At 37.2% G+C, this 18,458-nt stretch carries 17 protein-coding genes and 1 riboswitch; of the genes, 15 read left to right on the forward strand and 2 right to left on the reverse strand.

The annotated features are described in order from the left end of the window. The first annotated feature begins 342 nt into the window (after positions 1 to 342). Together HBB17_RS14755 and HBB17_RS14760 are read left to right on the forward strand one after the other, a co-directional pair. Positions 343 to 912 carry a TetR/AcrR family transcriptional regulator gene (locus tag HBB17_RS14755; protein WP_167958280.1) on the forward strand — a complete coding sequence of 190 codons (570 nt, stop codon included), beginning with the start codon at positions 343 to 345 and terminating at the stop codon, positions 910 to 912. A 27-nt stretch (positions 913 to 939) separates the two neighbouring features. Then, entirely contained in the window at positions 940 to 1,590 is a 651-nt protein-coding gene (locus tag HBB17_RS14760; RefSeq protein ID WP_238483764.1) for a DedA family protein, read from the forward strand. Positions 1,591 to 1,706: 116 nt separating this feature from the next. On the opposite strand, the gene HBB17_RS14765 is transcribed toward HBB17_RS14760, so the two are convergent. After that, on the reverse strand, positions 1,707 to 2,384 hold the full coding sequence (locus tag HBB17_RS14765; protein WP_167958281.1) for a Crp/Fnr family transcriptional regulator: 678 nt from the start codon (positions 2,382 to 2,384) through the stop codon (positions 1,707 to 1,709). 582 nt (positions 2,385 to 2,966) lie between these two features. Here HBB17_RS14765 and hcp point away from each other — a divergent pair. The 8 genes from hcp to HBB17_RS14805 all read left to right on the forward strand — a co-directional run bounded on the left by hcp (position 2,967) and on the right by HBB17_RS14805 (position 11,304). Beyond that, entirely contained in the window at positions 2,967 to 4,889 is a 1,923-nt protein-coding gene (hcp, locus tag HBB17_RS14770; protein ID WP_167958282.1) for a hydroxylamine reductase, read from the forward strand. Between the two features lie 182 nt (positions 4,890 to 5,071). Beyond that, positions 5,072 to 5,635, forward strand: a complete 564-nt coding sequence (locus HBB17_RS14775) for a GrpB family protein (RefSeq protein ID WP_167958283.1) — start codon at positions 5,072 to 5,074, stop codon at positions 5,633 to 5,635. Positions 5,636 to 5,760: 125 nt separating this feature from the next. After that, positions 5,761 to 6,381 (forward strand): flavodoxin family protein, encoded by a 621-nt coding sequence (locus HBB17_RS14780; RefSeq protein ID WP_167958284.1) that lies wholly within the window; start codon positions 5,761 to 5,763, stop codon positions 6,379 to 6,381. A gap of 97 nt (positions 6,382 to 6,478) precedes the next feature. After that, a complete protein-coding gene (locus tag HBB17_RS14785) occupies positions 6,479 to 6,982 on the forward strand; it encodes a GreA/GreB family elongation factor (RefSeq protein ID WP_167958285.1) in 504 nt (167 codons plus the stop codon). A gap of 126 nt (positions 6,983 to 7,108) precedes the next feature. Further along, on the forward strand, positions 7,109 to 8,410 hold the full coding sequence (locus HBB17_RS14790; protein ID WP_167958286.1) for a polysaccharide deacetylase family protein: 1,302 nt from the start codon (positions 7,109 to 7,111) through the stop codon (positions 8,408 to 8,410). Positions 8,411 to 8,739: 329 nt separating this feature from the next. Beyond that, on the forward strand, positions 8,740 to 10,077 hold the full coding sequence (locus tag HBB17_RS14795) for a uracil-xanthine permease family protein (RefSeq protein ID WP_167958287.1): 1,338 nt from the start codon (positions 8,740 to 8,742) through the stop codon (positions 10,075 to 10,077). 292 nt (positions 10,078 to 10,369) lie between these two features. Beyond that, complete coding sequence (locus HBB17_RS14800) at positions 10,370 to 10,738, forward strand: hypothetical protein (RefSeq protein WP_167958288.1); 369 nt, start codon at positions 10,370 to 10,372, stop codon at positions 10,736 to 10,738. Continuing rightward, positions 10,735 to 11,304: a hypothetical protein gene (locus tag HBB17_RS14805; protein WP_167958289.1), complete on the forward strand. Its 570-nt coding sequence runs from the start codon at positions 10,735 to 10,737 to the stop codon at positions 11,302 to 11,304. The genes HBB17_RS14800 and HBB17_RS14805 overlap by 4 nt, the downstream gene beginning before the upstream one ends. Before the next feature lie 80 nt (positions 11,305 to 11,384). Here the strand turns inward: HBB17_RS14805 and HBB17_RS14810 are convergent, their stop codons facing one another. Next, positions 11,385 to 12,035 carry a peroxiredoxin gene (locus HBB17_RS14810; RefSeq protein WP_167958290.1) on the reverse strand — a complete coding sequence of 217 codons (651 nt, stop codon included), beginning with the start codon at positions 12,033 to 12,035 and terminating at the stop codon, positions 11,385 to 11,387. 318 nt (positions 12,036 to 12,353) lie between these two features. Between HBB17_RS14810 and HBB17_RS14815 the strand changes: the two genes are divergently transcribed. From HBB17_RS14815 to HBB17_RS14835, 5 genes are all read left to right on the forward strand, one after another. Then, entirely contained in the window at positions 12,354 to 14,417 is a 2,064-nt protein-coding gene (locus HBB17_RS14815) for a tetratricopeptide repeat-containing diguanylate cyclase (RefSeq protein WP_167958291.1), read from the forward strand. A gap of 20 nt (positions 14,418 to 14,437) precedes the next feature. Further along, positions 14,438 to 15,424 carry an AraC family transcriptional regulator gene (locus HBB17_RS14820; RefSeq protein WP_167958292.1) on the forward strand — a complete coding sequence of 329 codons (987 nt, stop codon included), beginning with the start codon at positions 14,438 to 14,440 and terminating at the stop codon, positions 15,422 to 15,424. 18 nt (positions 15,425 to 15,442) lie between these two features. After that, positions 15,443 to 15,515, forward strand: a riboswitch (Fluoride riboswitch). Positions 15,516 to 15,808: 293 nt separating this feature from the next. Next, positions 15,809 to 16,996 carry a cation:proton antiporter gene (locus tag HBB17_RS14825; protein ID WP_167958293.1) on the forward strand — a complete coding sequence of 396 codons (1,188 nt, stop codon included), beginning with the start codon at positions 15,809 to 15,811 and terminating at the stop codon, positions 16,994 to 16,996. Positions 16,997 to 17,089: 93 nt separating this feature from the next. Further along, positions 17,090 to 17,263, forward strand: a complete 174-nt coding sequence (locus HBB17_RS14830; protein WP_167958294.1) for a DUF1540 domain-containing protein — start codon at positions 17,090 to 17,092, stop codon at positions 17,261 to 17,263. A gap of 267 nt (positions 17,264 to 17,530) precedes the next feature. After that, entirely contained in the window at positions 17,531 to 18,442 is a 912-nt protein-coding gene (locus HBB17_RS14835; protein WP_167958295.1) for a LysR family transcriptional regulator, read from the forward strand. Positions 18,443 to 18,458: the final 16 nt, after the last annotated feature.

Here is an 18,458-nt window from a genome sequence, read left to right on the forward strand (position 1 = left end):
AAACGAATCAAAAAATACAAAGAAAAATGGTGTGCATAAAAAATGACCATACCTCATACGAAGTATGGTCATTCAGTAAACACTCATTTTAGATATTTAACCTGTCTACTTGACAGGGGGCATATCATTTGAAATAACATTCAAAGCCGCCGCTTTTTTAGCAGAAATGTATGTGTGAATATATTGTTTTTACTTGACAAAGCGACATGAGTGTCACATTATAAGTATAGTAAGTTTGTCATGTATTACTTGAATTAGGCTAATGTTTGTACAAACTAGCGAAAGAAAGCTTTATTATTATTGATAAAAGAAGGAGTAAGAGTATTAAGATGGAGGGTATCGATGCCAACTAAAGGAGAACAGACAAGGTCGTATATTAAAGAAAAAGCATATGATCTTTTTGCAGAGAATGGTTTCAATGCAGTAACCATGAAGGATATCTGCGAGAAAACAGGTTTAAGTCGAGGCGGTTTATATCGACATTATGGAAGCACAAAAGAAATCTTTTGTGAAATCTTTGAAGATCTGAATCAAAAGGATTCCTTTCAAGTAGAGGAATTGATTAAGAAAGGACATTCCGCAGAGGAGATTTTATCTGGGCTGTTACAGCAACTCTATGAAGAGATGAATTGTCCAGAGAAGTCCCTAAGTTATGCCATTTATGAATATGCCAATACAGTAGATTTCGCATTCTTTGGGGAAAAGAATGCCATTGGTCGTGAAAAATGGATTCGCTTGCTACAATATGGTATCGAAACAAAGGCATTTCCGGAGGTAGCAGTGGAGGAACTTGTTGATGTTATCCTATATTCCTATCAAGGGGTACGTATGTGGAGCAGAGTGCAACCACTTGATACAAAAATAGCAGATCATATCGTACAACATATACGACGAATCTTAACAAAATCCTAGCGTGAGTTCGTCAAAGAATGTGTTAAGATGGAACAAGCATTTTTTGATGAAGGGAGAAAAATCATGCAAGATATGATGATCGACTTAATGAATCAATATGGGTATCTCGGTATTTTATTGCTGATTGCAATCGAGAACCTGTTCCCACCCATCCCCTCAGAAGTTGTATTAACATTTTCAGGGTTCTTAACAACCTATACGCAGATGACGATATGGGGGGCGGTACTTGCGTCCACAGCAGGAGCAGTTATTGGAGCTATTATTCTATATTGGCTTGGACGAATTCTGAATAAAGAACGGTTTATGCGGATTGTGGAAGGAAAAATCGGACGAATCTTACGTTTGAAAAAAGAGGATGTTGAAAAAGCGGATCATTGGTTTGGAACGAAAGGAAATATGGTCGTATTCTTCGGTCGATTTGTTCCAATTATTCGTAGTCTCATCTCCATACCAGCCGGAATGAGTGAAATGCATTTTGGTCGATTCTTACTTTTAACAACCATTGGATCAGGAATCTGGAATACGGTTTTGATTTTTGTGGGAAGTGTAGTGGGAGAATCCTGGGAAGATGTTGTTGCCATCATGGAGGAGTATTCGTTTCTGACCCTTTGTGTTCTTGGAATTGTGGGAATCATAGCGGTTTGGCTATATTATAAAAAAAGAATACGTAAGCAGTAAGAAGAACATTCTTAAACTATGCACTCGCTGTTCTCAAACGAGCAGATGCTTGCTATATTCATCAGAAAACGCGTGCTCGCTTGGCTACAGCTTTTGACACCCAAATCAGAAATAATCTATAGCGGGAACTCCGTTAAAGTAAAAGAGTTCTTGTGAAATGTAAGAAGTCCCTCGTCCCGTAATTTGCATAGTTCATTTGACATGGCGCTTCGATCGACGGAGAGATAATCTGCCAATTGTTGACGATTGAATGGTATGGTAAATGCATTCGTGCCCTGTTTTGTCGCTTGTGCAGAGAGATAGGCGAGGAGTTTGTCCTTAGTGGAACGTTGACTGATATAGTCCAATTTCTGCATGAGAAATACGTTCTTTCTTGCAAGAGCCTTCATTAGATTTTGAATTAATCTTGTGTGAAAATGGCAAGCGGAAGAACATACAGTTACAACTTTTTGCATATCAAAAAACAATATGGTGGTTGCTTCTGTGGCAACACAGCTAATCTGGAATGCTTCTTGCTTCAGACAAGCATACGCTTCTCCGAAGTATTCACCGGGCATAACTTCCGATAAGATGGTATGGTTACCCCAGTAATCTTCTTTCACAAGGTGTGCACAGCCAGATAAGATAAGACCAATCTTACTCGTGGTGTCCCCTGTATGAAAGATATAGTTGTCTTTTTTATAAGATTGTTCCGTAGCAGATAGACAAGGAAGAAGGCCGACAATCTCATCGGAAGAGATTCCATCGAATAGTTTGGAAGCTTGTATAATAGGAATATATTGTTGTTGTACCATAGTAATCTCCTTATATATTTAACGTATTAGGTAGCTCTACTGGTTCTATTTTGGAATCGGTAGGGCTTTTCTTTTTGTGTTGGGTTTGCGCAAAAGCGCTACTTGACGAATTGTTCCGTTGCGTTGCAACTCCCACAATTCTAAAACATTCCGGGTCCGCATAAAATGCTCCTTGCTCATGTTTAGCGGGTCAACAAGTCATATTCACTTATGTGCAAGCCGGGCGTGAAATGACCTTTTGACCCTTGCAGATGCACGAATTGTTCCGTTGCGTTGCAACTCCCACAATTCTACACATTCCGGGTCCGCATAAAACGCTCCTTGCTCATGTTTAGCGGTTCCCAAGGTCATATTCACATTTGTGCAAGCACAATGTGAAATGACTTTTGGAACCTTGCATCATATTATAATTTAATTATGTTGTAAATACAACAGAATTATGTATGCGATTTCAATATAATAAGGTCACAAGCTTAGTTAAGCGAGGAGTTGCAAAGCAACGTAACAATTCACACATTAGGAAGGGACAAATGTTATGTTTGTATCTTCCATAATAAAAATAGAAAGTTGAGGAGAAGATCGATGGAAAACAATATGTTTTGTTATCAATGTCAAGAAACAGCTGGGAATAAAGGTTGTACAAAAGTAGGTGTATGTGGTAAAAGTGCGGATCTTGCTAATATGCAGGATTTATTAATCTACGTAACGAAGGGATTAGCAGAAATTACAACGAAATTGCGTAAAGAAGGAAAAACTATTTCCAAAGATGTGAATCACTATATAACCTTAAATCTATTCACAACGATTACAAATGCAAACTTCGATGATGAAGTATTCTATACAAGAGTAAAAGAAACGTTAGCAATGAAAAATGACTTGATGAAGCAGTTAGCAGATCAAACTAGTTTATCAGAAGCAGCTACGTGTGATGTGGAAGAAGATAAGAAATCTGGTTTTCTTGCTACATTGAAAACGATTGTGGCAGGGAATAACAGTGGAAAAGAAGTAAATGCTATGTTAAAGGCTAAAGCTGAATCCAAAGAAGTTGGCGTATTAGCCACAGAAAATGAAGATGTACGTTCTTTACGTGAATTGATTACGTACGGACTAAAAGGATTATCTGCATATTCCAAACATGCCAATGCATTAGGGTATGATAACGAAGAAATTGATGCATTTATGCAAGAAACCTTAATGAAGTTAATGGATGATTCCTTAACAGCAGATGATTTAGTTGCATTAACATTGGAAACAGGTAAAGTTGGTGTTGATGGTATGGCACTTCTTGATACAGCCAATACAACAACTTACGGAAATCCAGAAATCACAAAAGTAAATATTGGCGTTGGCAAAAACCCTGGAATCTTAGTTTCTGGTCATGACCTTGCGGATCTTGAACAATTATTGATCCAAACAGAAGGAACAGGAGTAGATGTTTATACACATTCCGAAATGCTTCCTGCACACTACTACCCACAATTAAAGAAATACAGCCATCTAGTAGGAAACTACGGAAATGCTTGGTGGAAGCAAAAAGAAGAGTTCGAAAGCTTCAATGGACCAATCTTAATGACAACAAACTGTATTGTACCTCCAAAGGATTCTTATAAAGCAAGAATGTTCACAACAGGTGCAGCAGGCTTCGCTGGTTGTAAGCACATCGAAGGGGAAGCTGGTTCAAAGAAAGATTTCTCTGAAATTATTGCATTAGCAAAAACATGTGCGGCTCCAACAGAAATCGAAACAGGAGAAATCGTTGGTGGATTCGCCCATGAACAAGTATTTGCATTGGCAGATGCGGTAGTTGATGCAGTAAAATCGGGAGCAATTAAGAAATTCGTTGTTATGGCTGGATGTGATGGTAGAGCTAAAACAAGAAACTACTACACAGACTTTGCAAAAGCTCTTCCACAAGATACGGTAATCTTAACAGCAGGATGTGCCAAATACAAATACAACAAATTAAACTTAGGAGATATAGGCGGTATCCCTAGAGTATTAGATGCAGGACAATGTAACGATTCGTATTCCTTAGCATTGATCGCATTAAAATTAAAAGAAGTATTTGGTCTTGCAGATATTAATGAATTACCAATTATCTACAACATTGCTTGGTATGAACAAAAAGCGGTTATTGTTTTATTATCCCTTCTATATCTTGGTGTAAAAGAAATCCACTTAGGACCAACATTACCAGGATTCCTTTCTCCAAATGTAGCGAAAGTATTAGTAGATAACTTTGGAATCAGCGGAATCTCTACAGTAGAAGAAGATATGGAACTGTTCTTTGGTGAAGAAGTAGCGGCTGCAAAAGCAGAAGAAGGTGTAATCTCCAAAGATATGATCATTGGAGATATCCTAAAGGCAAACCCTGACAATGCCAATGTATTATTGGCTGCTGGAATGCACTGTCTTGGTTGTCCATCTTCACAAGCAGAAACATTAGAAGAAGCTTGTATGGTTCATGGGCTTGATGTAGAAGAACTATTAGCGAAATTACAATAGGAATGTAGATTTTACATGTAAAATATAAAGAAAAATAAAAGGTTATGCAATTCATATTGGGATGAAGGGCATAACCTTTTTGGTATTTGTGTTTTCGATGTAGTATAATACGATTAAGCAAGGACAAAAAGTTCATTCACCTTGTGCTTACATAAAAGGAATATGCCAAAAGGAGAAGGAAGATGTCAAAACCATTATCAGAAATGAGTCTAGAGGAATTGTGGCAGTTATTTCCCATAATTCTATGTGAACATAAAGCAGAATGGAAAGTATGGTATCAGGAAGAGTATACGTTCCTATGCAACCTATTCAAAGCAAAACCAATTTGTCAGATTAGCCATATAGGCAGTACCGCCATTCATGGTATCTGGGCAAAGCCAATTGTTGATCTGCTCGTTGAAATTCCGAAGGAGTGTGACCAAACAGAGTATAAGAGCATTCTTCTACAAAACGGTTATCTGTGTATGAATCAGGATCAGAGGCGAATGACCTTTAATAAAGGCTATACAGAGCACGGATTTGATGAACGAGTGTTTCATCTGCATTTGCGTTATGAAGGGGATAATGACGAAGTGTATTTTCGGAATTATATGAATGAAAATCCAGCATTAGCAAAACAGTATGAAGCATTAAAGTTGTCATTGTGGAAACCATATGAACATGATCGGGACGGGTATACCAATGCAAAAGGCGATTTGGTGCGCAAGTATACGGAGGAGGCCAAGAAACAGAAGACGGTTTTATAAAGAGTGATTCTGTGATATAATGATGCAAGGATCAACAAGTCATATTCTCTTATGTGCAAGCACAAAGTGAATATGACCTTTTGATCCTTGCATCATATATTCATAAAATTACACAGGAGGATAATATGAAAGTATTATTAGTAAATGGTAGTCCAAATCAAAAGGGTTGTACATATACCGCTTTATCAGAAGTGGCGAAGACATTAAATCAACACGGAATTGAAACAGAAATCTTTCAAATTGGAGCAAAGCCAATCGGCGGTTGTCTTGGTTGTGGTACTTGTATTAAAACAGGAAAATGTTTTATGGAGGATACCGTTAATGAATTCGTAGAAAAGGCAGCAAGTGCAGATGGTTTTGTATTTGGTTCCCCTGTCCATTATGCAGCAGCTTCCGGAATGCTAACTTCTTTTCTAGATCGTGCGTTTTATGGAAAAAGTGCCCTATATGCAGATAAGCCAGGTGCTGCAGTGGTAAGCTGTCGTAGAGGTGGTGCAACCGCAACATTTGATCAGATAAATAAATACTTTACCATCAGCAACATGCCAATCGTCTCTTCCCAGTATTGGAATATGGTTCATGGTAATACTCCTGAGGAGGTTATACAAGATGAAGAAGGAATGCAGACAATGCGAACACTTGGTACAAACATGGCATGGTTGATGCAATGTATTCAAGCAGGAAAAGACGCAGGTATCGCAAAGCCTACAAGAGAGAAAAAGATTAGTACGAATTATATTCGGTAAGAAATGAAATTCCGTGTGGTGCCTTTGCAAGTTTGTAAAAGTGGAGTATAATTGTTGAGAATATAGTAAGGCTTAAAAGGTATATGGAGGTAATCACATGTACAATGAATTAACAAAAAGTGATATTAAGAAAATACAAGAGGAAATTGATTACCGTAAATTGGTCGTTCGAAAAGACGCAATTGAAGCGGTTAAAGAAGCTCGTGCACAAGGAGATCTAAGTGAAAACTTTGAGTATTATGCAGCCAAAAAGGATAAGAATAAGAATGAAAGTCGGATTCGTTATCTGGAACGAATGATCAAGACAGCGAAAGTGATTGATGATTCTTCTGATGATGACGTGATTGGTATGAATAATACAGTGGAGTTGTTATTTGAAGAAGATGATACAATAGAGACCTATCGAATTGTCACGACCGTTCGGGAGAATGTATTGAAAGGATTGATCAGTATCGAATCTCCTTTAGGAAAAGCAATTATGGGGCATCGTGTCAATGATCGAATCCATATTCAAGTGAATCCGCAATATGGGTATGATGTTGTAGTGAAGTCCATAATGAATACACCAGAAGATGAGAATGATAGAATACGAGGATATTAGAAGATAAAAGCTGTTACAATAGCAAAGGCTAGCCAATAAAGGATTAGCTATGTAGCAGCTTTTTCTATTTTTTTATGGCTAGATAGTACCATTAGAACAATATTTGGGTAGAAAGAAGGTTAAAAGGTGGGAAAAAAGAAAGTACATAGAATTATTTTTTGCCTCCTATGTATTCTGTTAGTTACTGGTTTGTCAGGATGTAAGAAGAATACTATGGTAGAGAATAGTTTTCAGAATCAAAGCAGTTCATCTACTAAGGAAAATGGGCAGATGCAAGAAGAGGAACAGAAAAAAGAAGGTGAACATAAGCAAGAAGAGGAACAGAAACAAAAAGAGGAACAAAAACTAGATAAAGAACAGAAATTAGATGATGAACAAGAGCAAGATCATCAGGAAAGCGAACTAGAACAGACGAAGGAGTCAAACGAAGAAAAGAATCAGACAAAGCAGAAACAAGAAGAACAGAATGAACAGAATGAACAGGAGTATGAGTCCTATACAGGAGAGATTCCACATATCTTCATCCATGCTTTAATTGCAAATCCAGAGATCAAGGATTCCAATGGACTTATGCGTTATGATGCAGATTGCATTACGGTAAAGGAGTTCGAAAATCTATTAGAAGAACTCTATAACAATGGGTACAGTTTGATTGATATCAATAAGACCTTTTATACAACGAAAAAAGGAAAAATGAAAACTGCCAAAAGTATACAGGTACCAAAAGGAAGAAAGCCTTTGATTTTTTCTGTAGACGATGTAGTGTATGATGTAAAAAAACGTGGAAATGGAATGGTTGATTTTCTTGCAATTGATGAAAAAAAACAGATCGTTTCAGGAACGTATCAAGAAGATGGTTCTGTGCTATATTCCAGTGAGAATGAATTCGTTCCAATTTTGGAAAAGTTTATAGAAAAACACCCAGAGTTCTCAACAAATGGAGCAAGAATGACGTTATGTATGACTGGGTTTACGGGTGTGTTTGGTTATCGTACAGACCGAAACTATGAGGGCGATCGAGAAGAGGAGATTAAGAAAGCTAAGAAAGTAGCCAATCGGTTAAAGGAACTAGGGTATACTTTTGCATGTCATAGTTATGGGCATTATGATTGTACAAAACATACGAAGAAGAGCCTGAAGACAGATTTGCAGCATTTTCAAGAGGAAGTAAAACCTATTATTGGAGATACAACGATTTTCGTCTATCCTTATGGAAAGTTAATAAAACCAGAGGATGAGAGATATCAAGTGCTCCTTGATTATGATTATCGGGTGTTCTGCTCTGTTAGTAATTTCTTCTACTTAAGAGATTATGAGGAAGGTCATTCGATCTATATGACGCGTGTTGCTATTGATGGTTATTCCTTGCGAAACTATAAGACTGTACTCGCACCTGTCATCGATGTTGACCATGTAATTGAACGATAATAGGATATAAACATTTTGTTTTGAGGAATCACATCATTTGTACTAATATATACAGAGAAGTTTGAAAAATACTGAAAATTCGACATAATACATCGATTTATCGAAAACTACTATGATTATTCTGAAAATAGTTATAAATAAATGTTTAGTAGAAGGGAAAAGTTATAGGATTAATGAGCTTTTCATAGAGTATTACGAATACTTTTTATTTGTTGCTTTTACAAAAACCTCTATGATATAATAAGCCGATGTATGTAAAGACGCATTCGTAAAAGGTAAGATGATCTTACGAAGGCACAAATGGTAATTATAGTAGGAGGATTTAAGCGATGAAAGAACTGGGGAATCAGGTTAAATCGAATTCAAATGATGGGATTTATAATGTGAAGCAATTGGGGTTATCGAAGACGATTTTGTTAGGGTTCCAACATACGTTTGCAATGTTTGGTGCAACGGTATTGGTTCCAATTTTAACAGGTCTTAGTGTTTCTACCACATTATTAATGGCTGGTCTTGGAACTTTGTTATTTCATTTATTAACAAAGGGAAAGGTACCAGCATTTTTAGGGTCTTCTTTTGCTTTCCTTGGTGGATATGCAGCTGTTGCACCACTAAAAGATGGGGTAGCAGATCCAACTCAACTGGCGTATGCATGTGGAGGAGTTTTTGTAGCTGGGTTCTTATACTTGATTGTAGCAGGTTTGATCTATGCCTTCGGAGCGAAGAAGGTTATGCGTTTCTTCCCACCTGTTGTAACGGGACCAATTATTATAGCAATTGGTCTTACACTTGCACCAACAGCCATTAATAATTGTAACTCCAATTGGACGCTTGCAATCGTAGCTGTAGGAATCGTTATTGTCTGTAACATATGGGGAAAAGGAATGGTGAAGATCATTCCAATTATGTTAGGAATTGTTGGTTCTTATATTGTGGCATTGTGTATGGGCGAAATTGATTTTACTGCAGTAAAAGAAGCTGCCTGGATCGGAGTTCCATTAACAACAGCTAACTTTGCAAAGTTTGATATTAGTGCAATCGTAACCATTGTGCCAATCGCGTTGGCAACCATGATGGAGCATATCGGTGATATATCTGCAATCGGTGCAACGACTGGAAAAAATTATATTGCAAATCCTGGACTTCATAGAACATTATTAGGAGATGGACTTGCAACAAGTTTATCCGCATTATTTGGTGGACCTGCCAATACAACATATGGAGAGAATACAGGTGTGCTTGCATTGTCAAAAGTATATGATCCACTTGTTATGCAGATTGCAGCAGGAATCGCAGTGGTACTTTCTTTCTCGCCAAAATTCGCAGCAATTGTAAGAACGGTGCCAACCGCGATCATTGGTGGTGTATCCTTGATTTTATACGGAATGATCTCCGCAATTGGAGTTCGAAACGTGGTAGAGAATGCAGTTGACTTTACAAAGAGTAGAAACTTGATCGTAGCAGCAGTAATCTTAGTGAGTGCATTGGGAATTCAGTACCAATATGTGTTTAATGAAGCAATAGGAGCAAATGTTATAAATTCGGGAATTTCTTTTAATATAGGAAATTTTGATATTACATTATCAGGTATTGCAGTGGCAGCGTTAGCAGGTATTATACTTAATGCAATCCTACCTGGTAAGGATTATGAGTTTAATGAAGAATAAAAGCTGTCGAAAGAAGCGACATTAGCACGACGTAAAATTATTCCCAAACAAATAGTAATGAATATGATATAGTATAACAATAATTCCAGTCTAGTTAACAAACTAGACTGGAATTTTTATTAGAAATGGAAAAGGGAGAGTTTTATGTATTGTAGAAATAATGATTCTTGTCACGACAAGATGGATAGATGGAATCGCAAACCAGCATGTGAGAATGTAAATAATACCTGCAGTTATGTAAGGCCAGCCTGCGAATATGAAAAGTCAAAGTGTGGCAGTATGAAACCGGTATGTGAAAAAGAAAAACCAAGCTGCGGTGATAGGAAACCAGTATGTGAAAGAGAAAGACCAAGCTGCGGTGATAGGAAACCAGTGTGTGAAAGAGAAAGACCAAGCTGCGGTGATAGGAAACCAGTGTGTGAAAAAGAAAGACCAAGCTGCGGTGATAGGAAACCAGTGTGTGAAAGAGAAAGACCAAGCTGCGGTGATAGGAAACCAGTGTGTGAAAGAGAAAGACCAAGCTGCGGTGACAGGAAACCAGTGTGTGAAAGAGAAAGACCAAGCTGCGGTGACAGGAAACCAGTATGTGAAAGAGAAAGACCAAGCTGCGGTGATTGGAAACCAGTATGTGAAAGAGATCGATCAAGATATGGCGACATGAAACCAGTACGTGAGAGAGAAAGACAAGAATGTGGTGACAGGAAACCAGCATGTGAAAGAGAAACACCGAGATGCGGTTGTAGAAATGAGCAGATGGAAAATGAAGGCGCAGATTTGAATATTATCTTAGTAAATGATTGTTCTTGTCAGGAATTCATGAGAATGTACGATTGGTATAACTGTTCTGCAGATAAAGCGCATAGAGAATTCATGATTGCAGAGAAGAATCTACGTGATGCGATGGAGTACATGAAGATGGGAATGGAATATAATCAAAAAGCAAAAGAAATTCATAGTTATATGGAAGAATTCCTTGATGGAATGGACGGTACGGATGATGGAGTAGAAAAGGGGTGTAAACGTACTTGTCATGCTTGCAACTGTGATCCATGTAAACAGATGCGTGAGGAATGGATTGAGATGATGGATACCCTGAATACCATTGAGAATGATAGTTTGAAACATACCAAGGAAGCGATTACTTGCTTAATGGATGCACAAAATCTTCATCGTTCGCTATGTCAATTAAAGAATAAAGTTGCGAACACATGCTTCCCAAAATGTTAAGAAAATGAGGGATATATAATGTGATATAAGAGGAGCCATTGCACCAAATCCGATTCGGTTGGTGTAATGGCTCTTTATTCTTATTTTTTTTCGTTCTTATAGCACCAGAACCAATCCATACATTGCAGGTTCATGGATTCCGGATTATCTTCCCTCGCCATTAATTCGGTATAAGTTTTAGCTGGTGGAACTAAGACCGGTTGGTTTTTTGTCCAGTTTGCAGGAGTTACAACGCCCTGTTGGTCGGTAGTCTGTAAGGCTTGTAACAGACGTAGAATCTCTGGAATACTCCGTCCATTGGTTAGTGGATAGATTAGAATTGCGCGGATCACTTGATCCCGATCAATAAAGAACACGTTACGCACCGTTTCAGTTTGGCTGGCATCAGGAGCAATCATACCATACAAACGAGATATGGAACCATCCCGATCGGCTATAACAGGAAAAGGCACCGTGATTCCTGTGAGTTGTTGAATGGTATAGACCCAATCCAGATGAGAAGGATTACTATCAATGCTAAGACCTATGAGATCAGCGCCTAAGTCTTGAAATTGTTGGTATGCCTGTGAAAATGCAACGAATTCTGTAGTACAAACAGGTGTAAAATCACCAGGATGGCTAAAGAAGATGACCCATTTTCCTTTGTAGTCAGACATTTTTTTTGGACCGAATGTAGTTTGTGCTGTAAAATCAGGCGCATGCATTCCAATTGTAATATGGTTTTGTTCCATGAAGATTACCTCCAAAGAATAGATTCTATGGTCATTGTATGCGGTAGGTTGAAGAATGAAGCAATGTTCATTTACATTTTATTGGAAAACGATTACAATATAGGAGATCTGCAAGTGTATTTTTTATATAAGTACAATTGATACTTTAATTGTCTGGGAAATTGATTTATGGTATACTAAATAAATATGAAAAAAAGTGCATATTTGTGGTAAGTATGCAAAGACATAACAATACGTTGTATCAAGAATACTTGCGTATTTTTGGAACATATTGTGATATAGAAAAAAGGAAATCGTATTCAATGAGGGTATCTACAAATGAGAAAAAAAGAAAATGAAAACGCAGAACAAGTAAACGTACAACAGACAAAAATGAAACAAACCAAGCAGAAGCTTTTGAAATTACAAAAAAAGAAACAGAGAAGATTAAGCCATCATAAGATGCTAGTATTGTTAATAGGAGTTGTTCTTGTTAGTACGGTATTGGGAATGATATTCTACCTTCAATATCGTGGAGAAAAACCATTAATATCAAAAGAAGAAAATAAAGCAATCCGAATGATTGAGGATTTAAGTTTACATAACATATCAGCAGATATGGACTATATCAAACAGATAACGGGGACAATCCGCCAGAAAGATGAAGACACATGGAATGCAGAAGAGTATTTTCTGTTAGCAGTAGAGTCCTACATGGATTATAAGGATGCAGAAGCAAAAGACTTATTCCTTGCGGCTATTTCTCATATAGAAGAGAAGACTGATGGATTTGTAAAAGTAGCAACAGGTTTTTATTTGAGTAATTTAGAGGATTGTCAACTAGATGAAATCCTTGAACAGATGAATCAGATCTTCCCTACATTGCGGGTTAATGATTGGAATGAGAATATTGATGTTATCTTATCCTATACCTATGTAGTTATGAATGAAGCAGCGGGAAGAGAAGTATGTATTTCTTATTTTGAGGATATTTTAAAAGAGGAAAAGAAATTGTCGGTATCCACAATCCTTAATGTAAAGAACAATCTTGGTGTTATGTACAGTGCATCTGGGAATTATGCAAAAGGGTTGGAACAAAGTCTGTCGGTAATAGCGTTGGCACAGGAAAAGAATAATGCTTACTTTGAGGCTAAAGCGTCAGCAGATTTAAGTGCCATTTACAATGCCTTAGAGAATTATGAGAAAGCTGAAGAAGCCTCGTATTCTGCAATGGAAGTGAAGATTGACGACCCAATGGAAGCAGTGTTTATTAAGTCGTATGCAATTGGTAATCTATGCCAAGCTGTTTTTGCGGTAGGGGATTATGAGAAGGGGATTGCACTCAGAGAAGAATTGGAATCGCTATATCCAGACTTACCAGAAGAAGAAAGTTACGGGTACCGTGTTAGTATGGAAGTATTTGAAGCGGAATATTACGTGAAGAATGGAGAATTTGATCGTGCTAAGGAATGCATTATCAATGCAGAAGAATACTTAGATCAAGCGACAAGTTCTAGTACGCTGAATACAAGACTGCTGTATCTGTTGGCATATGGTGATTATCTGGCAGCTACTGGGCAATCACAAGAGGCACTTGGCAAATTCAAAGAGGCATTGGAAAATGCAGATTCTGATGCGTACTATAAGAAGATTATCTTGTCGAAAATGGTTGACCTTACTACTGCAGAACATGCAAGCGACGAAGCAATTAAATATTATGAAGCAATTAACCAAATCTATGATGACGAAAGTTCTCGATTGAATAACGATTATGCTGACTATTGCATACAAAAATATAACAATGAACGAGAAAACATTCGTATTAATGAAGAGAAGATTCGACGACGAATCTACTGGAGCAGCATCATCTCAGTGCTCATGATTCTTTTGATTGGGATTCTTATGAAATTAAAAAATCTCCAGAGAACGAACAAGATGGATAGCCTGACCCAATGTTATAATCGAAATTATTTTGAACAAATATATGCGAAACATAAAAAAGAGCAGAATACAATGAACCTGATTATGTTTGATATTGATAATTTTAAGAAAATAAATGATACATATGGACATATGAAAGGAGACGAGGTGCTTCGACAATTAGGAGCAATTGCGAGGAAAATAGTTGGAAAACAAGGACAAGTTTTTCGATATGGCGGAGAAGAATTCGTTGTCATTCTTACCAAAACTTCATTACATGGCGCAGAGGTATTCGCAGAACGAATAAGAGACAATGTAGAACATTTTAAATGGAAAGACATTGGAAAAGTAACAATAAGTGTGGGGGTTGCGTCTAACTCCAATGAAGAGAGGGAAGAAGAACTGCTACTTCTAGCGGATGAATGCTTATACTGTTCAAAAGAAAAGGGAAAGAATCAAGTTACCATTAATGGATATGCATAAAGCAAGGAGGAAGAGACAGTATGGATCGAATCTTAATGGAACAACTATCGAAGATTACAAAAGAAGAAGAGAACATACTGGAAGGAAAAAAAGATATCAACCGCTCTCTCTATACGAAGAAAGAAGACTGGGTGATTGATTGTGACAATTTGTTGCAGAAGGGAAAACTGATTCAGGTACGACCACATACCAGATTCACCCATTTCCCGAAGCACACCCATAATTATATAGAAGTAATCTATATGTGCAAGGGGCATACAACTCATATCATTGATGGGAATGAGGTTGTTTTGCAAGAGGGGGATTTGTTGTTTCTAAACCAGAATGCAGTGCAAGAAATCTTGCCAGCGGGGTATGAGGATATTGCGGTGAACTTTATTATTCTGCCACATTTTTTTGATGTAGCCTTTTCTATGATGGGAGAAGAAGAAAACTTGCTAAGAGAATTCTTAATTGGTTGCTTACGACAGGATTCCAGTGTACCAAGCTATCTGTATTTTCATGTAGCTGATATTCTACCTATACAGAATCTACTGGAGAATATGATCTGGACAATTTGGAATGACCAACAGAATAAACGTAGTATTAATCAGATTACCATGGGGCTATTATTCTTGCAATTATTAAATCATATGGATAAAGTGGAGTATGGGCAGAATCCGTATGAAAAGAATATCGTTGCACATACGCTTTCGTATGTGGAAGAACATTATAAAGAAGGAACGTTGACGGAACTGGCGACATTGATGAACCAGGATGTGTACTGGTTGAGTCGGGAGATTAAGAAATTAACGGGAATGACGTACAAGGAAATCCTACAGACAAAGCGTTTGAACCAAGCCATGTATCTGTTGGTGCATACCAAAATTTCGGTTACTGATATAATTGAGACCATTGGATATGATAATACGAGTTATTTCTATCGCATCTTTAAGAAGCGTTTTGGGAAGACACCGAATGCATATAGAGAACAAATAGACTTAAAAAACACCCTTGACGAACGATAGCATGTATAGTAGAATAATCAAAGAATTGGGAATGAAGTTCTCCCGCGATGATGATCGAAACCGCTTATAAGCTGATGACTTCTGTGAATATCACAGGAGAAGTCGGCTTTTTTTATATACTAGGAAAGTCTTGCGACTTCCCTAGTATATAAACACTCCGTGGGATGCGCACTCGCACATAAGGTAGATGTCAGCTGAAGCTGACAGTGCTCGGCGCGGAGAACAAAGTGTACTTTTAAAGCTGTTATTAACGCGAGAGTGTACGAAGTACACTTTGTTATATATTAGGAAAGTCTTGCGACTTCCCTAGTATATAAACACTCCGTGGGATGCGCACTCGTACATAAAGTAGATATCATTACCGATATGAAGGAGGAGATAAAAATGTTAACAAGTCTTGCACTGATTTTTTTACTGGGACTCTTACTGGGTTCAATATTTCAAAAATTAAGATTACCCGCATTATTGGGAATGATCTTAACAGGAATCCTTTTAAGTCCCCATGGGTTTAATATGTTAGATGATTCCTTGCTAGTAATCGCTTCTGATTTGCGTCAACTTGCTTTGGTGATTATATTGACAAGAGCGGGCTTATCCTTAAATATTAATGATTTAAAAAAAGTTGGTCGTCCAGCTATATTAATGTGCTTTGTACCAGCATGTTTTGAAATCATAGGTATCGTAATCTTTGCTCCACATATTATGGGGGTTACGATCTTGGAAGCTGCAATTATAGGAAGTGTGGTTGCTGCGGTATCTCCTGCAGTAATTGTGCCACGTATGCTTCGATTGATGGAAGAAGGGTATGGGAAAAAACATGGAATTCCTCAATTAATCTTAGCGGGAGCTTCCGTAGATGATGTATTTGTGATTGTCTTGTTTAGCTCCTTTACATCGTTAGCGACAGGTGGGGAGATTAATATGGTGAATTTTCTAAAAATTCCAGTATCCATCGTGCTTGGTATTTTAGTTGGCATTCTAATTGGAATGTTTTTATCGTGTTTCTTTAAAAAATTTCATATGCGAGATTCGGTTAAACTATTGATTCTGCTGAGCTTTTCTTTCTTACTGATTGAGTTGGAGAGCCTCTTAAAATCATATGTTCCAATATCAGGCTTGATTGCAATCATGACACTGGCAATAACCATATATAGAACCTACGAAGTATTAGCGAAACGGCTATCTGCACGATATAACCGATTATGGGTTGCGGCAGAAGTTTTGCTTTTTGTGTTAGTAGGAGCTACAGTAGATCTCAAATACGTATATTCTGCAGGCTTTGCTGCAATTCTTCTAGTTGTAATAGCACTACTGTTCCGTATGGTAGGTGTGTTGTTTTGCTTGGTCCAGACAAAATTAACAAAGAAAGAACGTGTATTCTGTATGATCGCATATACACCAAAAGCAACGGTACAGGCAGCAATAGGAGCAGTTCCATTATCAATGGGTCTAGCGTGTGGGAACAAAGTGCTTACTGTAGCAGTATTGGCAATCTTGATCACAGCGCCATTTGGAGCAATTATGATTGATTCATTTTATAAAAAATTATGTGAAAAAGAGGAAGTGGAGTAAACAAAATATTCCTAGAATAGGTTTTATACAAAGTGAGATAATAACTCATGTACGAGCGAATAAGCTTGTTAATAAACGTATATGGAGGCTATTATGGAAAAAAATCTTTGTATTGGTTGTACCGTAAACAATTGTGAATATCATGCACAAACAGAAAATTATTGTACGTTAGATAAGATCGATGTGGGTACACATGAGAAAAATCCTACAAAAGTCGAATGTACAGATTGTAATTCCTTTGTCTGTAAGTCAGAAGCTTGCAAATAATAAATCATAGAATGATTTAAAGAAATCATATCTTATGAAATAGCAAGTTGGAAAACACGAATGAAAAAGGAAACGAATAGATAAAGAGAAAAGGCTATATCAGAACAGAAACTACCTGTTTTTATCTGATATAGCTTTTTTACGATAGACGGGACTATTGATGCTTAATCAAGTTATTTAATTGAATTTGCTTTTTATAATGCTTTTTGCTATAGTGATGTTGTTGGAAACGAAAGTCATTAGAAGAAGGATTTATGGGGGGAAAACATGACATTACAGCAATTAAAATACGCAGTAGAAGTTGCAAAATTAGGATCGATTAATGAGGCAGCAAAACGTCTTTTTGTCTCACAACCTAGGTTATCCAATACAATCAAAGAATTAGAACAAGAGATGAAGATAGAGATATTTACTAGAACAAATAAGGGAATTCAAGTTACTTTAGAGGGGGCAGAGTTCTTGGGATATGCCAGACAAGTCTTAGAACAGGCAGATCTGTTAGAACAAAGATATGGGGATACAAAACCAGTGAAACAAAACTTTTGTGTATCCACCCAACATTATGCTTTTGCAGTGAATGCGTTTGTGGAATTGATGAAAGAATATGGGCAAGAGGAGTATGAGTGTTCATTACGAGAAACAAAAACGTATGAGATCATTGATGATGTGAAAAATCTTCGAAGCGAGATTGGTATCATCTATATCAATGAGTTTAATAAAAAGGTTATGTATAAATTAATCAAAGAAAACAATCTTACCTTCACTGCGCTTTTTACGGCTAAACCCCACGTATTTATAAGCTCGCAAAATCCTTTGGCAGCAAAGAAATCAGTTCGACTGGAAGATTTGGAGGAATATCCATATCTGTCCTTTGAACAAGGTGATAATAATTCCTTTTATTTTTCGGAAGAAATTCTAAGTACAAGAACGCGAAGAAGGAATATTCATGTGAGTGATCGAGCAACTCTGTTCAATCTATTAATTGGTTTAAATGGATATACCATATCCACTGGAATTATCAGTGCGAAACTCAATGGGGATAATATCATAGCAGTACCATTATCCATAGAAGAGGATATTATCATTGGGTACCTCACGCACAACAATAGTAGGCAGAGTGAACTTGCAAATCGATATATCATGTATATGAAACAATACATTGTCGAAAAAATGGACTAATATTATACGCAATTTC

It is taken from the genome of Anaerosporobacter faecicola (assembly GCF_012070565.1).
In the GTDB taxonomy this organism is placed as follows: Bacteria; Bacillota; Clostridia; order Lachnospirales; family Lachnospiraceae; genus Anaerosporobacter; species Anaerosporobacter faecicola.

What these genes read in the sequence shown, in the direction of transcription:
- HBB17_RS14805 (WP_167958289.1), top strand. Translation starts at nt 10,735, where the DNA reads ATGAAACCAGTACGTGAGAGAGAAAGACAAGAATGTGGTGACAGGAAA.
- HBB17_RS14780 (WP_167958284.1), top strand. Translation starts at nt 5,761, where the DNA reads ATGAAAGTATTATTAGTAAATGGTAGTCCAAATCAAAAGGGTTGTACA.
- HBB17_RS14775 (WP_167958283.1), top strand. Translation starts at nt 5,072, where the DNA reads ATGTCAAAACCATTATCAGAAATGAGTCTAGAGGAATTGTGGCAGTTA.
- HBB17_RS14785 (WP_167958285.1), top strand. Translation starts at nt 6,479, where the DNA reads ATGTACAATGAATTAACAAAAAGTGATATTAAGAAAATACAAGAGGAA.
- hcp (WP_167958282.1), top strand. Translation starts at nt 2,967, where the DNA reads ATGGAAAACAATATGTTTTGTTATCAATGTCAAGAAACAGCTGGGAAT.
- HBB17_RS14760 (WP_238483764.1), top strand. Translation starts at nt 940, where the DNA reads ATGGAACAAGCATTTTTTGATGAAGGGAGAAAAATCATGCAAGATATG.
- HBB17_RS14835 (WP_167958295.1), top strand. Translation starts at nt 17,531, where the DNA reads ATGACATTACAGCAATTAAAATACGCAGTAGAAGTTGCAAAATTAGGA.
- HBB17_RS14815 (WP_167958291.1), top strand. Translation starts at nt 12,354, where the DNA reads ATGAGAAAAAAAGAAAATGAAAACGCAGAACAAGTAAACGTACAACAG.
- HBB17_RS14795 (WP_167958287.1), top strand. Translation starts at nt 8,740, where the DNA reads ATGAAAGAACTGGGGAATCAGGTTAAATCGAATTCAAATGATGGGATT.
- HBB17_RS14830 (WP_167958294.1), top strand. Translation starts at nt 17,090, where the DNA reads ATGGAAAAAAATCTTTGTATTGGTTGTACCGTAAACAATTGTGAATAT.
- HBB17_RS14820 (WP_167958292.1), top strand. Translation starts at nt 14,438, where the DNA reads ATGGATCGAATCTTAATGGAACAACTATCGAAGATTACAAAAGAAGAA.
- HBB17_RS14755 (WP_167958280.1), top strand. Translation starts at nt 343, where the DNA reads ATGCCAACTAAAGGAGAACAGACAAGGTCGTATATTAAAGAAAAAGCA.
- HBB17_RS14825 (WP_167958293.1), top strand. Translation starts at nt 15,809, where the DNA reads ATGTTAACAAGTCTTGCACTGATTTTTTTACTGGGACTCTTACTGGGT.
- HBB17_RS14765 (WP_167958281.1), bottom strand. Translation starts at nt 2,384, where the DNA reads ATGGTACAACAACAATATATTCCTATTATACAAGCTTCCAAACTATTC.
- HBB17_RS14810 (WP_167958290.1), bottom strand. Translation starts at nt 12,035, where the DNA reads ATGGAACAAAACCATATTACAATTGGAATGCATGCGCCTGATTTTACA.